Origin of the sequence: Halomonas jincaotanensis (assembly GCF_018448785.1) — a bacterium.
GTDB lineage: Bacteria > Pseudomonadota > Gammaproteobacteria > Pseudomonadales > Halomonadaceae > Halomonas > Halomonas jincaotanensis.
On record NZ_JAHCLU010000001.1, the window covers coordinates 430,296 to 447,176 of the forward strand.

The window sequence follows — 16,881 nt, forward strand, 5'->3', positions numbered from 1 at the left end:
TCTCCTTGGTGTCCTGACGTCAGGTGTGAAACGCTGCCGTGACGGCAATGGCGGAACGATAGCACGTTTGGCATCGGCCTAAAGAGGCCCCGGAGATAGTTAACATCACACTCTTCGTTCTCACCTCGCGAGCGCCCGGCTTGGTCTGGCGCCCGCCTGTAATCAGGTCATGCAGCGCGTCGTCTGCTGTCCTATGATTTCGACAACAGGGCACGCCGGAGACTTCTATGTACGTCAAGCGCGATGACATTGGTGCTATCGAACTGATCAGTCGGGAGGTGACGCCTGACTGCAACGAGTTTTTGCCGGCTGATTCGACCGAAATTCTGGAATTTCTGATGGAAAATGGGAATGCCGAGGAAGCGGTGCATTTACAGACATCGGATCTCGCCTTCGTGCGGGTGCTGGAGGATGTGATCGAGCTATTGATGGACAAGGGGGTAATCAGCTTCACCGACCTGCCGGAGCCGGCCCGGGAAAAGATGAAGGAGCGTCAGTCAATCAGGCGCACTATCAATGGCTCGAGTCCGATGTCAGATTCCGATGAGGAAGGCGTCATCTAGCCCTGTGTCGTCGACGTTCCTCGATCATCGGGTAGCGTAGCGACTCGCAAGGCATCGCGACTGACTTACCGGGCCCGGCTATCGGGGTAACCGACCCGCCTTGTTGCGCACCGGATTGGCATATTGGGCCAGCCACCACTCACGCAGCTCATGTGGCACCTCTTCAAGCCGGGTGCGAAAGCGCGCGCGATCGGCCGTGGAGACCCCGGACACATCGACAAGCTCGGGTGCGTCGCCCAGCGCTTCCAGCGCCAGGTAATGGGTGGGGAAAAGGTGATAGCCGCTCAATACCTGGCGGTCGATCTCCGCGGCGACCGCGTCGGCGCTGGTGAAATCAGCACCCAGCGGCGTCCCGAAGCGCAGCTTGACCCGTCCCTTGGCCCCGGTGATGCCGGCGACGATCGACTGGATGTCCTCGAACTGGCTCTTGGCGTAGTGACCACTGGTGTGGAGGGCGTGCAGCTCGCGGGCCTTCTGGGTATCACAGGGATCGTATTCGTAGCTGACCGACACCGGCACCAGGCGTAGTTCATGGATCGCCTCGCCGATCGAGACGTCGCGCTCCAGGCTGCGGCGCGCCATGGTCATCATCTTGAGGATGGCCGGATCGGTGCGGTCGATGCCGTCCTTGGCGCGGCCCTCGCGCTGGGCCATCCAGATCGAGTGATTGTCCTCGAGAATCGAGTGGCGGATATAGCCCGAGAGCTTTTGGTAGGCAGCCAGCATGGCGCGCTTGCCCCGGGCGCTGCGCGGGACGATGAAGCTCTTGTTGAGTCGCATTAGATCGGTGACATAGGGCTTCTTGAGCAGGTTGTCGCCGATGGCGATACGCACCGTGTTGCGTCCGGCCAGGTAGAGCGCGTAATTGACGAAGGCCGGATCGAGCGAGATATCGCGGTGATTGCCGATGAACAGGTAAGCCGTATCGGGGTCGAGTGCATCGAGCCCCTCGACGCGGAAGTCATCGGTGCTGGTGCGAATCATGCGCTGCATGTAGCTGGCCAGGCGCATCTGGAAATCATTCACGCTGGTGACGTCGCGGACTTCGCGACGAATGGCGATGCTGGCCAGCGTACGCGACAGGCTCGGCAGATAGCGTGAGAGACGCGGCAGGCGAAAGCGGGTCAGTGCCGTCAGAAGCTCGGTGTCACGCGAAAGTCGCGCGAGCACCTCGGCGACCTCATCGTCCTGGTAGGGGCGAATGCCGGCCCACGGGTCCGCATCGTCTCTGGCGATATTGTCGTTATCGGTTTCGGTCATGCCACTATCTTGAGTATCGTCTTGGGTATCGGTTAACGCTTGGGTATCGTTTAGCTCGTTGCGCGAACGGGTCATGCGGACAGGGCGTCGCGTTGCATACCCGCTTCGCCGCCCAGCCACTCGATAAGGCGCTCGATGCTTTCGCCGAGTGCCTGCGCCATCAGCACGAAGTCGGTCTCCAGCCTGACGAGTGCGTCGTCGCCGTCGTCCGAGGCATTGGCCTCGTCGATCAGGGCGTCGCCGAAGCGCAGCGACTTGATGGCGAGATCATCGTGCATCACAAAGCTTAGTCGGCCCTCGATCTCCAGGGCCAGTTTGCTCGCCTGGCGGCCGCTTGCCAGCAACTGCTGAATCTCGTCGCTGTCCAGGTCCACCTGGCGAGCGCGCAGCACGCCATCATCGCCCTTGGCCTTGAGTTCCACCTGGTCGCCCAGTACCAGGTCGGCCGGCCGCGAGGCCGGGTCAGTCAGCCAGGTGGTCATCGCCCGCATCGGCAGGGTCTGGCTGGTCAAGGGCGTGACCTTGAGACTGCCCAGGGTCTCGCGCAGCAGATCCAGCACTTCCTCGGCGCGCTTGCGGGAGCTGGCGTTCACCCCGATCAGGTCGTGACGGGCGTCCCACCACAGGTCGAGCTTCTGGCTGCGTATGAATGCCTGAGGGAGGAGTTCCTCGACGACCTGCTCCTTGATGGCGAGCTTTTCCTGGCGTCGCAGCTTGCGGCCTTCCCGGGTTTCCAGATCGGCGGCGCGCTCATCGACTTCCTCGCGGACGACTGCCGTCGGCAACAGTCGCTCCTGTCGCAGTGCCGTCATCAGCCGCTGGCCCTGCAGCTCGTGCAGTCGCTGGGTGCCGGCGCGCCCGGCCGGTACGCTCCAGCCCAACCGGCGCGGTTCGCTGCCGCTCAGCGGGCGTGCGGCCATGGCGTCCAACGCCTCTTCCAGGGTGTCGGCATCGAGCTGCGGTGCCTCGTGCAGGCGATAAAGGTGCAAGTGCTTGAACCACATGAAGCATTTCTCGAGCGAAAAGGAGGCACATTATGGCCAAAGGAGCTGGCGGGTGCCAGTCGAACCGCGGGTTTCCCGAGCTGCCTTTGCCGCCGTCAGATGGTATGATGTGCGGCTGTTGTGGCGCCTCCGGCGATGCCGGAAGATAGGGCCAACTCGTTGCAGTGCAAAGGATTCGACGACCCATGGGTGACATCGCCAGAGAGATTATGCCAGTCAACATCGAGGACGAACTCAAGCAGTCGTACCTCGATTACGCGATGAGTGTGATCATCGGCCGTGCGCTGCCGGATGTGCGCGACGGACTCAAGCCGGTGCATCGGCGCGTGCTGTTCGCCATGCACGAGCTGAGCAACGACTGGAACAAACCGTACAAGAAGTCGGCCCGTGTGGTGGGCGACGTCATCGGTAAGTATCACCCCCATGGGGATAGCGCCGTCTATGACACCATCGTGCGCATGGCCCAGGATTTCTCCATGCGCCATGTGCTGGTCGACGGCCAGGGCAACTTCGGTTCCATCGATGGCGACAACGCCGCCGCCATGCGTTACACCGAGATTCGCATGTCCCGGCTGGCCCACGAGCTGCTGGCCGACCTCGAAAAGGATACCGTCGACTGGGTCGACAACTACGACGGCACCGAGCGAATTCCCGATGTGCTGCCGACCAAGGTGCCCAACCTGCTGATCAACGGCTCCTCGGGCATCGCCGTAGGCATGGCGACCAACATTCCGCCGCACAACATGGGCGAGATCATCAACGGCTGCCTGGCGCTGATCGACGACTACACCCTGACCGTCGACGACCTGATGGAGCACATCACCGGGCCGGACTTTCCCACCGGCGCCATCATCAACGGCCGCGCCGGCATTCTCGAGGCGTATCGCACCGGGCGTGGCCGCATCTATATCCGTTCGCGTCATACCATCGAGCATGATGACAAGTCCGGCCGCGACCATATCATCGTCTCCGAGCTCCCCTACCAGGTGAACAAGGCGCGCTTGATCGAGAAGATCGCCGAGCTGGTCAAGGAGAAGAAGATCGAGGGCATCGCCGAGCTGCGCGACGAATCCGACAAGGACGGCCTGCGCGTGGTGATCGAGGTCAAGCGCGGCGAGAGCGGCGAGGTGGTGGTCAACAACCTCTTTGCCCAGACCCAGTTGCAGAACGTCTTCGGCATCAACATGGTCGCCCTGGCCGACGGCCAGCCGCGCACCATGAACATCAAGGAAATCCTCGAGGCCTTCATCCGCCACCGCCGCGAAGTCGTCACCCGCCGGACGCTCTTCGAGCTGCGGAAGGCGCGCGAACGCGGCCACCTGCTCGAGGGCCTGGCGGTGGCGATCTCGAACATCGACGAGGTGATCGAACTGATCAAGGCCTCGCCCTCGGCCGCCGAAGCCAAGGAGAAGCTGCTGGCGAGAAGCTGGCAGCCCGGCCAGGTCACCCAGATGCTCGAGCGTGCCGGCGCCACCTCCTGCAAGCCCGAGGATCTCGAAGAGGGTTTCGGCCTCAATACGGCCGGCAGCGAATATCGCCTCTCGCCGGCCCAGGCCCAGGCCATCCTCGAGCTGCGCCTGCACCGCCTGACCGGTCTCGAGACCGAGAAGCTGCTCAACGAATACCTGTCGATCCTGGAAAGGATCGCCGAATTGAGCGAGATTCTGGCCTCCCCTGACCGCCTGCTCGAGGTGATCCGCGAGGAGCTCGAAGCGGTCCGCGACCAGTTCGCCAACCCGCGCAAGACCGAGATCCAGGCCAGCCACCTCGACCTTTCCATGGAAGACCTGATCGCCGAGGAGGACATGGTGGTCACGGTGTCGCGCTCCGGCTATGCCAAGACCCAGCCGCTCTCCGATTACCAGGCCCAGCGGCGCGGCGGACGCGGCAAGTCGGCGACGTCGATGAAGGATGAGGACGTCATCGAGCACCTGCTGGTGGCCTCGACGCACGACACCATTCTGCTCTTCTCCAACCGCGGCAAGGTCTACTGGCTCAAGGTCTATGAAATGCCCAACGCCAGCCGTGGCTCGCGAGGCAAGCCTCTGGTCAACATGCTGCCGCTGGATGAAGGCGAGGACATCAATGCGATCCTGCCGGTGCGCGACTACGACCCGGAGTGCTACATCTTCTTCGCCACCGCCAGCGGCACCGTCAAGCGCACCAGCCTCGAGCAGTTCTCGCGGCCGCGCAGCGTAGGCCTGATCGCAATCGACCTCGACGAAGGCGACCGCCTGGTGGGCGCGGCGATCACCTCCGGCAGCGATCACGTCATGCTGCTGTCGTCCAAGGGCAAGGCCATCCGCTTCGAGGAAGGCAACGTCCGCGCCATGGGCCGTACCGCGCGCGGCGTGCGCGGCATGCGTCTGCCGGGCAAGGCCGAGGTGATCAGCCTGATCATCCCGCAGAGCCAGCAGATCGATGCCGAGGCCGACGTGGAAGCCGACACCGAGACAACCGCTGGTCAGCTGACGGACGGCGAGAGCGGCAACGGTGGCCAGATCTATATTCTCACCGCCAGCGAGAACGGTTACGGCAAGCGGTCGCGGCTCGAGGAATTCCCGCTGCGCGGTCGCGGCGGCCAGGGCGTGATCGCCATGCAGACCAGCGAGCGCAACGGCTCATTGGTCGCCGCCATGCAGGTCTATTCCAACGACGAAATGATGCTGATTACCGACCGTGGCACGCTGGTGCGCACCCGCGTCGAGGAGGTCTCGATCACCTCGCGCAATACCCAGGGGGTGATGCTGATTCGTCTGGGCAAGGAAGAGAAGCTGGTCAAGACCGTGCGGATCGATGAGCTGGAGGATGTTGCCGAGGTTGAGGCAGGGATAGAGGATGTCGAGATGACCGACACATCAGAGAGCCCTGACGACGCCGACGACAACGACGCCTCCTGAATCGGAATGCCACGCTGATGACACGTCATTACAACTTCTGCGCCGGCCCGGCGGCGCTCCCCACCGAGGTGCTGGAGCGTGCCCGCGACGAGATGCTCGATTATCGCGGCCACGGCCTGTCGGTCATGGAGATGAGCCATCGGGCGCCGGAGTATGTCGCCATTGCCCAGCAGGCCGAGGCGGACCTGCGCGAGCTGTTGACCATTCCCGACCACTACCGGGTGCTGTTTACCCAGGGCGGTGCCACGCTGCAGTTTGCCGCGGTGCCCTATAACCTGCTGGGCCACGGCGGTCGCGCCAATTTCCTGCATACCGGCATCTGGGGCAGCAAGGCCATTGCCGAGGCCCGGCATCTGTTTGGCGACGTCGCTGTCGTCGCGAGTAGCGAAGCCAACGGCCATAGCGCCGTCCCCCGGCCGGCCGACATCGTGCTGTCGGAAGACGCCGCCTACCTGCACTACACCGCCAACGAAACCATCGGCGGGCTCGAATTCGACTATGTACCCGAGGCGGTACGCCCCGATGGCAGCGAGGTGCCGCTGGTCTGCGACATCTCCTCGAGCATCCTGTCGGGGCCGCTGGACGTGTCGAAGTTCGGGGTCATCTACGCCGGCGCGCAGAAGAATATCGGCCCGGCGGGGCTGGTGGTGGTCATCGTGCGCGAGGACCTGCTCGACCGTGCGCGCCCCGACATGCCGAGCCTGTTCGATTACCGGGCCCTGGCGGAGGCCGGCTCGATGATCAACACCCCGGCCACCTACAGCTGGTACCTGGCCGGGCTGGTGTTCCAGTGGTTGAAGCATGACATCGGCGGCCTGGCCGCCATGGACGCCATCAATCGTCGCAAGGCCGCCAAGCTCTATACAGCCATCGACGGCAGCGAGCTCTACGCCAACCCCATCGCCCTGCGCAATCGCTCGCAAATGAACGTGCCCTTCGTGCTGGCCGATGAGCGGCTGGACAAGGCGTTTCTGGCCGAAGCCGACGCGGCGGGGTTGCTCAATCTCAAGGGCCACCGCAGCGTCGGCGGCATGCGCGCCAGCCTCTACAATGCGGTGCCCGAGGCGGCCGTGGACGCCCTGATCACCTTCATGGCCGATTTCGAACAACGCAGGGGATAACTCATGTCCGATACCTCCAGGGATCTCGAAGAGCTGAGAGAGCGCATCGACGCGCTGGACCTCGATATCCTGCGCTTGATCAGCGAACGCGCCACCTGTGCCAAGCAGGTCGCCGAGATCAAGACCGAGCGCGACCCCGACGCGGCGTTCTACCGGCCCGAACGCGAGGCCCAGGTGCTGCGCCGGATCATGGCCCTCAACCAGGGACCGCTGGACAGCGAAGAAATGGCGCGGCTGTTTCGCGAGATCATGTCGGCCTGCCTGGCGCTCGAGCAGCCGATCAAGGTCGCCTATCTGGGGCCCGAGGGCACCTTTACCCAGCAGGCGACGCTCAAGCACTTCGGCGAGAGCGCCGTGAGCCTGCCCATGGCGGCGATCGACGAGGTGTTTCGTGAAGTCGAGGCCGGCGCCGTCAACTACGGCGTGGTGCCGGTGGAAAACTCCACCGAGGGCGTGATCAACCATACGCTCGACTCCTTCATGGATTCGTCGCTGCGCATTTCCGGCGAGGTGGTGCTGCGTATCCATCACCACCTGCTGGTGGGTGAAACCACGCGCCGCGACAAGGTCTCGCGGATCTATTCGCATCCCCAGTCGTTTGCCCAGTGCCGCAAGTGGCTCGATGCGCATTTTCCCCACGCCGAGCGCGTGCCGGTCTCGTCCAACGCCGAGGCCGCGCGCCTGGTCAAGACCGAGTGGCACAGTGCCGCGATTGCCGGCGACATGGCCGCCAAGCTCTACGGCCTGACCCGGCTCGCCGAGAAGATCGAGGATCGGCCGGACAACTCCACGCGCTTTCTGATCATCGGCAGTCACGTGGTGCCGATGTCCGGCGAGGACAAGACCTCCGTGGTGGTGGCCATGCGCAACCAGCCCGGCGCCCTGCATGACCTGCTCGAACCCTTCCACCGGCACCAGATCGACCTGACGCGCCTGGAAACCCGGCCGTCGCGCAGCGGCGTCTGGAACTACGTCTTCTTCATCGACTTCAAGGGCCACCGCGACGAGCCACGGGTCACCGCCGTGCTTGACGAGGTCCGGCTGCGCGCCGCCGAGCTCAAGGTGCTGGGGTCCTATCCCATGGGCGTGCTCTAGTCATGCGGTTCGAGGACTCCCGTATCCTGATCGTCGGCCTGGGGCTGATCGGCGGCTCCCTGGCCGCCGCCCTGCGTCGTGCCGGCGTGGGCGATGAACCCGACATCGACGCCGAGATGGAGAAGGGCACCGTCGAGATCGGCCCCATCGAAGTAGCCGAGATCCTTGGCTGCGACCCCGATCCCGACGAGATCGCCTGCGGCATCGCGATGGGCCTGATCGACCGCGGCGACACGCGCCTGGCCCCGCTGGTGGAAGGCGCCACCCTGATCGTGCTCGCGGTGCCGGTGCTGGCCATGCGCGGCGTGATGGCCGAACTCGCCGGCTGCCTTCACCGGGCGGCCGCCGATGTGGTGATCACCGACGTCGGCAGCACCAAGGCCGCGATTCGCGACGGCGCCGTTGCGGCGTTCGGCGGCCTGCCCCCCAACCTGGTGCTGGGCCATCCCATCGCCGGCTCCGAGAAGAGCGGCGTGGCGGCGGCCAATCCGCGCCTCTTCGCGCGTCACAAGGTCATACTCACGCCCGATGCCGATACCGACCCGGTGGCGCTGGCGCGGGTGCGCGCCCTCTGGGAGACCTGCGACGCCGAGGTGCTGGAAATGGACGTGGCGCGCCACGACCAGGTGCTGGCGCGCACCAGCCACCTGCCGCACCTGCTCGCCTTCTCGCTGGTGGATACGCTGGCGCGCCAGGACGAGCGCCTGGATATCTTTCGTTATGCCGCCGGTGGGTTTCGCGATTTCACGCGCATCGCCGGCAGCGACCCGGTCATGTGGCGCGACATCTTCGTCGCCAATCGCGACGCCGTGCTCGCCGCGCTGGACGACTTCGAGGCCGGCGTGGCGAGGTTGCGACGCGCGATCGAGGCCGGCGACGGCGACGCCATGCTCGCCACCTTCGATCGTGCCAGCCACGCGCGACACTACTTTGACTCCCTGCTCAATCAGACCAGTTATCAGGCGGAATACCAGATGCAACAACACGGCAAGCTGCGCTATCGGGTGAGCCCCGGCGGTGGCGTGACCGGGCGCATTCGCGTCCCCGGCGACAAGTCGATCTCTCATCGCTCGATCATGCTGGGGGCGCTGGCCGAGGGCGACACCGACGTGAAAGGCTTTCTCGAGGGCGAGGATAGCCTCGCCACGCTGCAGGCCTTTCGCGAAATGGGCGTGGCCATCGAAGGGCCGCACCAGGGCCGGGTGACCATCCATGGCGTCGGCATGCACGGCTTGAAGGCGCCGTCCGGGCCGCTTTATGTGGGTAACGCGGGCACCGCGATGCGCCTGTTCTCCGGGCTGCTGGCCGGTCAGGCCTTCGATACCGAACTCACCGGCGACGCCTCGCTGACCAAGCGCCCGATGGGGCGGGTGGCCGATCCCCTGCGCGCGATGGGCGCCGAGATCGACACCGCCGAGGGCGGCCGGCCGCCGCTCAAGATCAAGGGCTGTCGCCAGCTGTCGGGTATCGATTACGCCATGCCGATGGCCAGCGCCCAGGTGAAGTCGTGCCTGCTGCTCGCCGGCCTTTACGCCGAGGGCCAGACGCGGGTGCGTGAACCCGCGCCGACCCGTGATCATACCGAGCGCATGCTGGCCGGTTTCGGCTATGACGTGCAGCGCGAAGGCGATACCTGCTGGCTGCAGGGCGGCGGCAAGCTCACCGCCGGCCCGATCGACGTGCCCTCGGATATCTCCTCGGCCACCTTCTTCCTGGTCGCCGCCGCCATCACGCCGGGCTCGGACCTGGTGCTCGAGCACGTGGGCATCAACCCCACCCGCATCGGCGCGATCAATATCCTCAAACAGATGGGCGCCGATCTCGAGCTCACCAATCAGGCCGAAGTCGGCGGCGAGCCCGTGGCCGACCTGCGTATTCGCTACGCACCGCTGCACGGCATCGACATTCCCGCCGACCAGGTACCGCTGGCCATCGACGAGTTTCCGGCGCTGTTCATTGCCGCCGCCAATGCCGAAGGCGTCACCCGCCTGCGCGGCGCCGAAGAGCTGCGCGTCAAGGAGTCCGACCGCCTGCAGGCGATGGCCGACGGGCTGAGCGTGCTGGGTGTCGAGAACCAGCTGCTGGCCGATGGCATCGATATCGTCGGGCGGCTTGAAGGGCAGGGCGGTGAGGGCGCCAGCTTATCTTCGCCGAACTATTCTTCGCCGAACTACAGCGGCGGGCATATCGACAGCCTTGGCGATCATCGTATCGCCATGGCCTTCACCATCGCCGGGCTGCGCGCCGCCGAGGAAATCGTCATCGACGACTGCGCCAACGTGGCAACGTCCTTTCCGGGCTTCATCGACCTGGCGCGCCGGGTCGGGCTGACCCTCGAAGAACAGCAGGAGGCGTCATGAGGGATTCGGCACCGGTACTTGCCATCGACGGCCCCGGCGGCGCCGGCAAGGGCACCATCAGCCGCCTCGTCGCCGAGCGCCTGGGTTGGCATCTGCTGGACAGCGGTGCCCTCTACCGCCTCACGGCGCTGGCCGCCGCCAAGCACGAGGTAGCCCTGGACGACGAGGCCGCCCTGGCCGAGGTGGCGCGGGATCTCGACGTGGTCTTCGAGGCCCGCGATGGCGGAACGGTCGTCTGGCTCGAGGGCGCGGATGCCACCACCACCATCCGTACCGAGCAGATCGGTGATGCCGCCTCGCAAGTCGCGGCGCTGCCCGCGGTGCGCCAGGCGCTTATGCAGCGCCAGCGCGATTTTCTCAAGCCTCCCGGCCTGGTCGCCGATGGCCGCGACATGGGCACCGTGGTCTTCCCCGACGCCCCCCTCAAGATTTTCCTCACCGCCTCGGCCTCCGAACGGGCCCACCGGCGGCGCCTCCAGTTGCAGGAGGCGGGGGTCGATGCTAGTCTATCGAGTCTTTTAAAGGAGATTCAGGCGCGCGATGCACGTGACATGCAGCGTAGCGTAGCTCCGCTCAAGCCGGCCGATGACGCCATCACGCTTGACACCACGCGCCTGACGATACCGGAAGTGGTAGATCGGCTGACGGAGTTGCTGGCCCAGCGAGGTTTGGCATCCGCCATTTGACACTCCCTTGCGGCGCCTTCGCAGGATGTAATGACGTGGTCGGGCACTTTGTGGTGGGTAAAATTAAAGTAGCCGTGAGCCTGGCCAGGTCGAACCAGCGTTAACATCCCCGAAGGTTTGGCAAATAAGGCCCGCACTCGCTGGTGGTGCGGAGAAGGCGGCAACGCCGTACTCAACGTTGATCACGTAGGAACATCATGAGCGAAAGCTTTGCTGAACTGTTTGAACAGTCTCTCAATGACATCAACATGGAGCCGGGCGCCATCGTCCAGGCTCTGGTCGTCGACATCGATGGTGATTGGGTCACCGTCAACGCCGGCCTGAAGTCAGAAGGTCAGATCCCCGCATCGCAGTTTCGCGATGAGAACGGCGAGCTGAACATTGCCGTCGGCGACGAAGTGCATGTCGCCCTGGAAGCCGTCGAGGATGGCTTCGGTGAAACCCGTCTGTCCCGCGAGAAGGCCAAGCGTGCCGAAGCGTGGAAGATTCTGGAAGCCGCCTTCGAGAAGGAAGAGATCGTCAAGGGCGTGATCAACGGCAAGGTCAAGGGTGGCTTCACCGTCGATGTCGATTCCATTCGTGCCTTCCTGCCGGGTTCTCTGGTCGACGTCCGCCCCGTGCGCGACACGACCCACCTCGAGAACAAGGAACTCGACTTCAAGGTCATCAAGCTCGATGCCAAGCGCAACAACGTCGTGGTCTCGCGTCGTGCCGTGCTCGAAGCCGAGAACAGCGCCGAGCGTGAAGCGCTGCTCGCGACGTTGCAGGAAGGTCAGCAGATCCTGGGTATCGTCAAGAACCTCACCGATTACGGCGCCTTCGTCGATCTCGGCGGCGTCGATGGCCTGCTGCACATCACCGATATGGCCTGGAAGCGCATCAAGCATCCGAGCGAGATCGTCAATGTCGGTGACGAGATCAATGTCAAGGTGCTCAAGTATGACCGCGAGCGTAACCGCGTATCGCTGGGTCTGAAGCAGCTGGGCGAAGATCCCTGGGTCAACATCAAGAGCCGTTACCCGGAAGGCACCAAGGTGCACGCCACCGTCACCAATCTTACCGACTACGGCTGCTTCGCCGAGCTGGAAGAGGGCGTCGAGGGTCTGGTCCACGTCTCCGAGATGGACTGGACCAACAAGAACATCCATCCGTCCAAGGTGGTTCAGGTGGGCGACGATGTCGACGTGATGGTGCTGGACATCGACGAAGAGCGTCGTCGTATCTCGCTGGGCATCAAGCAGTGCACGGCCAATCCGTGGGAAACCTTCAGCGGCCAGTTCAACAAGGGCGACCGCGTGTCGGGCACCATCAAGTCGATTACCGACTTCGGTATCTTCATCGGCCTGGACGGGGGTATCGACGGTCTGGTTCACCTTTCCGACATCTCCTGGACCGATACCGGCGAAGAGGCCGTGCGCCAGTACAAGAAGGGCGACGAAGTCGAGGCGGTCATCCTCTCCATCGATCCGGAGCGTGAGCGCATCTCGCTGGGCATCAAGCAGCTCGATACCGACCCCGTCTCCGAGTTCCTGGCGGTCAACGACAAGGGCGCTATCGTGACCGGCCGCGTGATCGAGGTCGAGCCCAAGCAGGCCCAGGTCGAGCTGGCCACCGATGTCGTCGCCGTGCTCAAGGCCTCCGAGATCAGTGCCGACCGCGTCGAGGACGCGCGCAACGTGCTCAACGAAGGTGACAGTGTCGAGGCACGCATCATCGGCGTCGACCGCAAGAATCGCCAGATCGCGCTGTCGGTCAAGGCCAAGGATCAGGATGACACGCGTCAGAACCTGAAGAAGCTGCGTGAGGAGCCGGAAAGCGGCGGTGCCACCACGATTGGTGACTTGATCAAGCAGCAGTTGGGTCAGGACTGATAACGCGCTAAAGATTCCGTTATCGTCACAAAAGCGCCGCTCCGAGGAGCGGCGCTTTTTGCATGTTACGTCTTTTCTGGTCCTTGCTTTGTGATTTTTTTCAGATCGAGTTCACTGATGTAAAAATGGCTTTCTCACTACTTGTGATGAGTTTACTTGCCGACACATATACTGCGATTATCTTCTCGATGCAAACTCTCTCCATAGGCACAGTATTGTCATGGCTAGTTTAAGGGTTCATAATGCTCCCGCATCGACAAACTTCAAAAAAGGAAAGTGTCCCATGTCATCCCTGCTTAGCGAATACATGCAGATGGAACAGCAGCTGAAGCAACTCCAGCAGAATCTGGATAAGCTGCAAAATGACGATCGTCTCAAGGCTGAGCTCGAGTTCAAGGAAAAGCTCGAAGCGCTGATGCGTGATTTCGACAAGAGTGCGGCGGAAGTCATTGCTCTGCTCGACCCGAAGCCCGGTTCCGGTGCAGCCTCCGCAAAGTCGGCAGCCTCTTCGACGGGCCGTCGCAAGCGCAAGATGAAGATCTACAAGAATCCCAATACCGGTGAGGTGGTCGAGACTCGCGGTGGCAATCAGAAAACGCTCAAGGCCTGGAAAGACGAACACGGTAGCGACACCGTCGAGTCCTGGCTGGTACGCGTCGAGGAGTGATGCCGGTTACGGCATGGTCATAGCGACGGCATGGTCATCGTCGCCCCGAATTCCTTAACAACAGCGCCGCCCTCCAAGTGGCGCTGTTGTTTTTTACTGTTCTCAACACAAGCCGCCTTCAACACAGCCGCTTTCAACACAGCCGCCTTTAACGTAAGCCGCCTAAATAAACTGTAGGAATCAACACGTCCAATCAAAGGTCATCCCGTGAGGCACGCGCCTGGGCTGGCAAGTATTTCGCCATGCGCCCCTCGGGGCGGTATACTCATGTTATTCCACCCGTCGTGAGCGATAGCCACGCCTTCCCGCCCGCCGGAGATAACGGCTAAAGAATGAAACAACAGACGTTTGCAAAACCGATGGACGAGCGCGACAAGCTGCGCCGATTCAGAGAACTTGATGATGCCTTTGGCGATGCGCTGCGCGAACTCGATGATCCCGATAGTCAGCTGGATATTCCTACCGGCCCGCCGGTGCGCTCGCTCGAGGAACAGGACCAGCAACTGGATCGGCAACAGGACGAAGCGTCTCGCGAACTGGCTTTCGAGCGACAGCTGAATGCCTTGATGAAGGAATATGCTCAGTCCGCGGAGAATGTCAGGGAGTTGCTGCGGGCGCTCTATTCGCTTCAGTAACGGCTCGTTCTAGTCCCTGTCTATCATATCAACCTCGTTCTAGTCCCTGTCTGTCGATGTCCCAGTCCCTGTCTGCCAACGTTATAGTGATTAACGTTCAGCGATAACGAAAGACTCGCAGACTGGGCAGAAAGACCTCACTTTCCAATCGTTCGTCGCGGCGCCGAGCGCGCGTGCGACTTTCGGGCGGGGTGGGCGACGGCAGGTTGTGATCGGGCAGGCGGCCATCGGGGGACGGCACGAAGAGCGGCAATGCCACGTTCATGGCGCGCCGCTGGCGGCCATCCTCCAGGGGTTCACGGAAGAACAGGTTCGCGCGCATCAACGGCGCCTGTTGCTGCACCTGGGCCAGTGTCTCGCCATCGGGAATGCCCGCCAGCTTGCGCAGCTGGATACGCACATGGGGCGCATCGCTATCCAGCTTGAGCAGTTTCTGTTCCGCCTCGCGCACGCTCAGCCGTTTGATCGACCGCCCGCTGGAATACCACGCCAGTCGAACCCGTGCCACCGGCGCATCGGCCACCGGAATCGCCCGCCAGCACTGCTTGAGATGCAGACGCGCCAGGCCCTGGCCGCGCAGGTGGTCGTGTAATACCGGATGGCGAAAGGGCAGCACCGCCTTGATCTCGGGAATCAGCGTCGGCGCCTGGTCGCGGATGCGGCCCAGCAGGGCGGCAAACGCCTCCTTGGCCTCGTTGAGGTGGGCGACATGATCGAGCAGGGCCTCGTCTGCGGCGACCAGACCGATATGCGGGCGTGTCACGCGGCCGTCCTGACCGTCCAGATACCAGATGTCGAGCAGCGCACGGCTGAGCCAGTCATGGCCATCCATCTCCCTGGCCTCACGGTCGCCCTCGAAGATCCAGCACGCCACCGGATGGTGACGATACCGCCACAGCAGCGCCTCAGTGCGCTGCAGCAGGGTGTCGAACGCCGCCTCGAGTTCCGCGAGCAGGCGGTACTGAGGCGCCTGGAACGTCTGCGCGGTGGGCGGGTGCGTGCGTGGCGGGGCGGATGGCCGCAGGGTGTCGGTCACTGCGGGTCGCCGTCGCGGTCGGCACGCGCCAGCAGCGCGTCGATATCGGTCTCGTCCATCGCCGACTCGCCGGCGATACGATGCGACTCGTCGGCCCAGGCGCCCAGGTCGAGCAATCGGCAACGCTTGCTGCAGAAGGGGCGGTAAACGCTCTGCTCGCACCATACGACTTTCTTCCCGCACTGCGGGCAAGCGACTTCCAGAGGACGTTTCGAGGCTGGTGTGTTCATGATTCTCCTTGACGATACTGTTGGTCGAGCCTGGCGACTTGCTCGAGCATCGCGTCATGTGGACCGCTATTGTCGATCACATCGTCGGCGCGGGCCAGTCGCTCATCGCGCGACATCTGTGCCGCGACGATGGCTTGGGCCTGTGCCGTATCGATGTCGTCGCGGGCGGCGGTACGGCGGATTTGCATGGCCTCAGGCACGTCGACCACCAGGGTACGGTCCGTCAGGCGCCATTGGCCGGATTCGAACAGCAGCGGCGACACTAGCAGCACATAGGGCGCGCCGTCGGCCTGCAGGCGTGCCAGGTGGTGTTGAATGCGTTCGCGGATACGCGGATGGGTTACCGATTCGAGCCAGCGCCGCTGGTCGGGCTCGGCGAAGACGATCGCGCGCAGGGCGCGGCGGTCCAGCTGTCCGTCGTCGCGCAGCACCCGCGGCCCGAAGTGGGCGGCGATTTCCGCCAGCGCCGGCTCGCCGGGCTCGACCACCTCGCGCGCGACGTCGTCGGCGTCCACGAAGGGGACGCCCCGCGCCGCGAAGGCGTGGGCTACCGTCGATTTCCCCGAGGCAATGCCGCCGGTTACGCCTATGATCAACGTTACTCTCCTGGGGCCTGAAGCCGAGTCGCCAGTTTTGCGTGCATGCTACCATGACGACACAGCAAGGCGTCATGAGCAGGAGCCTCGATGGGGACTGAAGATATCCGCTGGTTGCAGCGTTTCGATAATTATCGGCGCGCTATGGAGCAGCTCGATGAGGCCATGCAACTGATGGCAAGCCGTGAGCTTTCCCGGCTCGAGAAGCAAGGCGTGATACAGGGCTTCGAGTACGCCTACGAGCTCGGATGGAATACGCTCAAGGATTATCTCGTCTGGCAGGGGATTGCGGGACTTGTGGGGTCGCGCGATACGATTCGTGAAGCCTTCAGCAAGGGGCTGGTCGAGGAGGGCAAGGGCTGGATGAAGATGCTCACCGACCGCAATCGTACCTCGCACACCTATGACGAAGCCGCCGCCGAGGCCATCCTGCACAATATTCGCTACCAGCATTACCCACTGCTCAAGGCGCTGGAGATCACCATGTCGCGCAAGGCGGAGGACGAACGATGAGTCTTGTCGAATCGGGACTCGACACAGATACGCTCGAGGCCATTCGAGGCACCCTGGCGAGATTCCCGGCAGTAGAGCGCGCCATTCTCTACGGTTCGCGCGCCATGGGAACACAGCGACCAGCCTCCGATATCGACCTCACGCTGGTCGGCGAGTCGCTCGGCAACGATGAGCTGCAAGAGATCGATCTGGCGCTTGACGATTTGCTGCTCCCCTGGACCTTCGATCTCTCGATTCACCATCGCCTCGTCAACGAGGCGCTTCGCGCTCATATCGACCGAGTTGGGGTGACGCTCTATGAGCGTGCTTCGGTGGCATCCTCGCATAGCGAAAGCGCCTGATCC

16 protein-coding genes are annotated in these 16,881 nt (G+C 63.4%); 11 read left to right on the forward strand and 5 right to left on the reverse strand.

Annotated features, from left to right (window positions below; genetic code table 11):
- Window positions 1-227 precede the first annotated feature (227 nt).
- Entirely contained in the window at window positions 228-563 is a 336-nt protein-coding gene (locus KG088_RS02050; RefSeq protein WP_213823813.1) for a tryptophan synthase subunit beta like protein, read from the forward strand.
- A gap of 78 nt (window positions 564-641) precedes the next feature.
- Here the strand turns inward: KG088_RS02050 and KG088_RS02055 are convergent, their stop codons facing one another.
- Window positions 642-1,823, reverse strand: a complete 1,182-nt coding sequence (locus KG088_RS02055; protein WP_213823814.1) for a 1-acyl-sn-glycerol-3-phosphate acyltransferase — start codon at window positions 1,821-1,823, stop codon at window positions 642-644.
- Between the two features lie 71 nt (window positions 1,824-1,894).
- On the reverse strand, window positions 1,895-2,827 hold the full coding sequence (locus KG088_RS02060) for a recombination-associated protein RdgC (RefSeq protein ID WP_213823815.1): 933 nt from the start codon (window positions 2,825-2,827) through the stop codon (window positions 1,895-1,897).
- Window positions 2,828-3,012: 185 nt separating this feature from the next.
- On the opposite strand from KG088_RS02060, the gene gyrA reads away from it, so the two are divergent.
- From gyrA to KG088_RS02100, 8 genes are all read left to right on the forward strand, one after another.
- Window positions 3,013-5,727 carry a DNA gyrase subunit A gene (gene gyrA / locus KG088_RS02065; RefSeq protein ID WP_213823816.1) on the forward strand — a complete coding sequence of 905 codons (2,715 nt, stop codon included), beginning with the start codon at window positions 3,013-3,015 and terminating at the stop codon, window positions 5,725-5,727.
- Window positions 5,728-5,744: 17 nt separating this feature from the next.
- Window positions 5,745-6,848 (forward strand): 3-phosphoserine/phosphohydroxythreonine transaminase, encoded by a 1,104-nt coding sequence (serC, locus tag KG088_RS02070; protein WP_213823817.1) that lies wholly within the window; start codon window positions 5,745-5,747, stop codon window positions 6,846-6,848.
- Between the two features lie 3 nt (window positions 6,849-6,851).
- Window positions 6,852-7,943, forward strand: a complete 1,092-nt coding sequence (gene pheA / locus KG088_RS02075) for a prephenate dehydratase (protein WP_213823818.1) — start codon at window positions 6,852-6,854, stop codon at window positions 7,941-7,943.
- A gap of 2 nt (window positions 7,944-7,945) precedes the next feature.
- Complete coding sequence (locus KG088_RS02080) at window positions 7,946-10,303, forward strand: bifunctional prephenate dehydrogenase/3-phosphoshikimate 1-carboxyvinyltransferase (RefSeq protein ID WP_213823819.1); 2,358 nt, start codon at window positions 7,946-7,948, stop codon at window positions 10,301-10,303.
- On the forward strand, window positions 10,300-10,989 hold the full coding sequence (gene cmk, locus KG088_RS02085; protein ID WP_213823820.1) for a (d)CMP kinase: 690 nt from the start codon (window positions 10,300-10,302) through the stop codon (window positions 10,987-10,989). Before KG088_RS02080 ends, cmk begins: the two co-directional genes overlap by 4 nt.
- Before the next feature lie 197 nt (window positions 10,990-11,186).
- Window positions 11,187-12,860, forward strand: a complete 1,674-nt coding sequence (gene rpsA / locus KG088_RS02090; protein WP_213823821.1) for a 30S ribosomal protein S1 — start codon at window positions 11,187-11,189, stop codon at window positions 12,858-12,860.
- Window positions 12,861-13,143: 283 nt separating this feature from the next.
- Complete coding sequence (locus KG088_RS02095) at window positions 13,144-13,527, forward strand: histone-like nucleoid-structuring protein, MvaT/MvaU family (protein ID WP_213823822.1); 384 nt, start codon at window positions 13,144-13,146, stop codon at window positions 13,525-13,527.
- Between the two features lie 332 nt (window positions 13,528-13,859).
- Window positions 13,860-14,162, forward strand: coding sequence for a hypothetical protein (locus KG088_RS02100; RefSeq protein ID WP_250147998.1), 303 nt, complete (start codon window positions 13,860-13,862; stop codon window positions 14,160-14,162).
- A gap of 97 nt (window positions 14,163-14,259) precedes the next feature.
- Here KG088_RS02100 and KG088_RS02105 read toward each other — a convergent pair whose 3' ends face one another.
- The 3 genes from KG088_RS02105 to coaE form a co-directional block, all read right to left on the reverse strand.
- On the reverse strand, window positions 14,260-15,117 hold the full coding sequence (locus KG088_RS02105) for a DNA replication terminus site-binding protein (RefSeq protein ID WP_213823897.1): 858 nt from the start codon (window positions 15,115-15,117) through the stop codon (window positions 14,260-14,262).
- Window positions 15,118-15,194: 77 nt separating this feature from the next.
- Complete coding sequence (gene yacG, locus KG088_RS02110; RefSeq protein WP_213823823.1) at window positions 15,195-15,428, reverse strand: DNA gyrase inhibitor YacG; 234 nt, start codon at window positions 15,426-15,428, stop codon at window positions 15,195-15,197.
- Complete coding sequence (gene coaE / locus KG088_RS02115) at window positions 15,425-16,024, reverse strand: dephospho-CoA kinase (RefSeq protein WP_213823824.1); 600 nt, start codon at window positions 16,022-16,024, stop codon at window positions 15,425-15,427. Before coaE ends, yacG begins: the two co-directional genes overlap by 4 nt.
- Before the next feature lie 90 nt (window positions 16,025-16,114).
- Here coaE and KG088_RS02120 point away from each other — a divergent pair, with 90 nt between their 5' ends.
- Both KG088_RS02120 and KG088_RS02125 read left to right on the forward strand, forming a co-directional pair.
- On the forward strand, window positions 16,115-16,537 hold the full coding sequence (locus tag KG088_RS02120; protein ID WP_213823825.1) for a nucleotidyltransferase substrate binding protein: 423 nt from the start codon (window positions 16,115-16,117) through the stop codon (window positions 16,535-16,537).
- Window positions 16,534-16,878, forward strand: a complete 345-nt coding sequence (locus KG088_RS02125) for a nucleotidyltransferase domain-containing protein (protein WP_213823826.1) — start codon at window positions 16,534-16,536, stop codon at window positions 16,876-16,878. Before KG088_RS02120 ends, KG088_RS02125 begins: the two co-directional genes overlap by 4 nt.
- Window positions 16,879-16,881: the final 3 nt, after the last annotated feature.